Annotated in this window: 4 protein-coding genes; 3 read left to right on the top strand and 1 reads right to left on the bottom strand. The window is 65.3% G+C overall.

Translation table 11 applies throughout. The features are described from left to right. Positions 1-222, bottom strand: a 222-nt coding sequence (locus AB4Z11_RS29165) for a GTPase (RefSeq protein ID WP_442029319.1), incomplete at its 3' end; no start/stop codon positions are given. 108 nt (positions 223-330) lie between these two features. Between AB4Z11_RS29165 and AB4Z11_RS29160 the strand changes: the two genes are divergently transcribed. The 3 genes from AB4Z11_RS29160 to AB4Z11_RS29150 form a co-directional block, all read left to right on the top strand. Continuing rightward, positions 331-1,428 (top strand): hypothetical protein, encoded by a 1,098-nt coding sequence (locus tag AB4Z11_RS29160; RefSeq protein ID WP_442029318.1) that lies wholly within the window; start codon positions 331-333, stop codon positions 1,426-1,428. 129 nt (positions 1,429-1,557) lie between these two features. Continuing rightward, positions 1,558-2,109, top strand: a complete 552-nt coding sequence (locus AB4Z11_RS29155; RefSeq protein WP_442029317.1) for a TetR/AcrR family transcriptional regulator — start codon at positions 1,558-1,560, stop codon at positions 2,107-2,109. A gap of 28 nt (positions 2,110-2,137) precedes the next feature. After that, positions 2,138-2,544 (top strand): alpha/beta fold hydrolase (locus tag AB4Z11_RS29150; RefSeq protein ID WP_442029316.1); only part of this gene is annotated, 407 nt, incomplete at its 3' end.

Genomic DNA, 2,544 nt, shown 5'->3' with positions numbered 1-2,544 from the left:
CTCCAGGAATTCACCCTCGTCGGCGCGCTTGCGGAAGTCTTCCGCCGTGGTGAAGAAGTATTCGCGGCCATGCTGCTCGCCCGGACGCGGCTGGCGCGTGGTGGTCGAAATGGACAGCTTGATGGCCGGTTCCTGTGCCAGCAGGGCATTGACCAGCGTCGATTTGCCGGCGCCGGACGGGGCCGCAACCATGAACAGGCTGCCGGAAAAATGTTGGCTCATTTGCAATTCTCGCGAAGCGGGGCGATCGCCCAAAGAGCTATTTTACCAAGGGCAACGGGCACAAACCAGCATTGCGGAACAAAGCTTGCTCCGGATATATTTCCGCGCATGAATACGAACTTCGATCCTCGCTACGTCGCGCTGGTGGAGCATTTAGCCAGCGTCCGTCACAACGCCAATATTACACAAGCCGAACTGGCCGACGCGTTCGATCAGGGGCCATYCTGGGTGGCCGACGCCGAATCGCTGCAGCGTCCGCTGGAAGTGGTGGAGCTGTTCGACTGGCTGTCTGCCCTCGGTTATTGCCACAAGACTTTCTTCACCGAGCTGGGCTGGTTCACGCCGGAGGACGACAGCCCGGCGCTGCCGATCCGCGGCGAGGCGATTCCGGACGCGCGCGGCGTGCGCGTGCCGATGGTGTGGCAGGGACGGATCAAGGAAGTGTTGTTGGAAGGCATCACTCGCGAAGGTTATTTGTGGCTGGAGACGGAAATTTCGGCCCTGTACGCTCAACTCAATCAGCCGCGCAGCAAGCTGAAGAACCGCGACGCCATCGCCCGTGCGCTGGAGCTGGCCATCAATAAATTCCCGCGCGTGAATGCCAGCGATGTGTTTCACCACGTAGTGCACCGCCTCTATCTGCGCGAATACACCCGCACCCAGGCCGATCGCAGCTGGCAGCGCGCGGGCAGCGAGGCGCTGGAGCAGTTCATCGAAACCCGCTACGGCCAGCGCCTGGCCAAACGGAATATCACCCTGCGCTGGCTAGCCAGGCCGGCCGACCGCGCGGCGGCGTTTGGCGCGCTGGACCTGCCGCCCAAGGCGGGCCGTCCGCCGCTGGCGCTGTACGGCACGGCCAACGGCGGCCAGCACCTGTTCGGCGCCATTTTCCTGCGGACCGAGGATGCGGCCGCCAGCCGGGCGCTGCGGGAGCAGGGCCTGTCCAGCTACCTGCTGACGCTGGACGCACGCTCGGCGCCGTTGCCGCTGGGCGATCTGGTCAACCGCGGCGAGCTGGGTACGGCGACGGAGCCAACCGACAGCCGTCTGGCTGCCGCAAGCGGCTTCACGGCGTCCTACTCCTACAACAGCCGCACCCATACAGGTGACGGCATCGCTGAAGCGACCTTCGACCCGAAATGGGACCCGTTCCCGCAGGATGTCGAAAAAGCCTGGGCCAAATTCCGCCAGGAACGCGAGCTTTAAACCCACAGCAAAACCTGGTGGCAGGCACGACGTGCCTGCCACCTGTCTCTGCCTCGGGTTTGAAAATTAGAAGACCTCCTCGGCGCGCTATCCTTGCTACTGGACCGACCGGTCTATAGAATTCATGGCATGGAGACGACAACCCCCACCACCCGCGAGCGTCTGATCACCGCCATGGTCACCACACTCCAGCATCGCGGCCTGCACGGCGCCGGCTTGAGCGAGATCCTGGCCGTGGCCAAGGCGCCGAAAGGCGTGCTCTACCATCACTTTCCCGGCGGCAAAGATGCGCTGGCTGTGGCCGCCATCGAAGCGACCATCAGCTACCTGTGCCACAAGCTGGAGACTTATGTGGCCCGCGAGCCGGACCTGATCGCCGCGCTGCAAGCCTGGATTCTGCGCGCCATGCGCGGCCTGGACGATTCCGAATTCGAGCTGGGTTGCCCGCTGGCCGCTGTAGCGCTGGAATCGACGGCCGCCGACGTCGAACTGCGCGCCGCCCTGGCCGACGGCTTCGCCACCCTGCGCGCCCGCATCGCCGACGTGCTGGTCGAAGCCGGCCACGCGCCGCCGCGCGCCGCCGCCATTGCCGCCCTGTGTATCGCCGCTTACGAGGCGGCCTGCTGCAAGCGCGCGTCGCCAACGACACCGCGCCCATGGTGCAGGCCATGGACGCCCTGATGCCAATGCTGAAAGTGGAGAGGAAGCCATGAGCCAGATGCCACCGGGCGAACGCCCGCAGCGCTTCATCATTCCGGCCGCCGACGGCTATGCGCTGGCGGCCACCAGCTACCCCGCCATCGGCATCGAACGCGCGCGCCTGATCGTGGCCGGCGCCACGGGTGTGCCGCAAGGCTTCTACCGCCGCTTCGCCGAATTCGCCTCGGCGCGCGGCTACTCGGTGCTGACCTTCGACTATCGCGGCGTGGGCAAGTCGGCCCCGGCCAGCCTGCGTGGCTTCGAAGCCAGCTTCCTCGACTGGGCGCACCTTGATCTGAGCGCGGTGGTCGATTCCCTCGCTGACGGAAAAACGCCGCTGTTCATGGTCGGCCATTCCTACGGCGGCCACGCGCTTGGTCTGCTGCCCAACCACGATCGCATCGATGGCATGTACGT

Source organism: Pseudoduganella sp. RAF53_2 (assembly GCF_052113985.1).
GTDB lineage: Bacteria > Pseudomonadota > Gammaproteobacteria > Burkholderiales > Burkholderiaceae_D > Rugamonas.
This window is presented reverse-complemented; position numbering and strand designations above follow the sequence as displayed.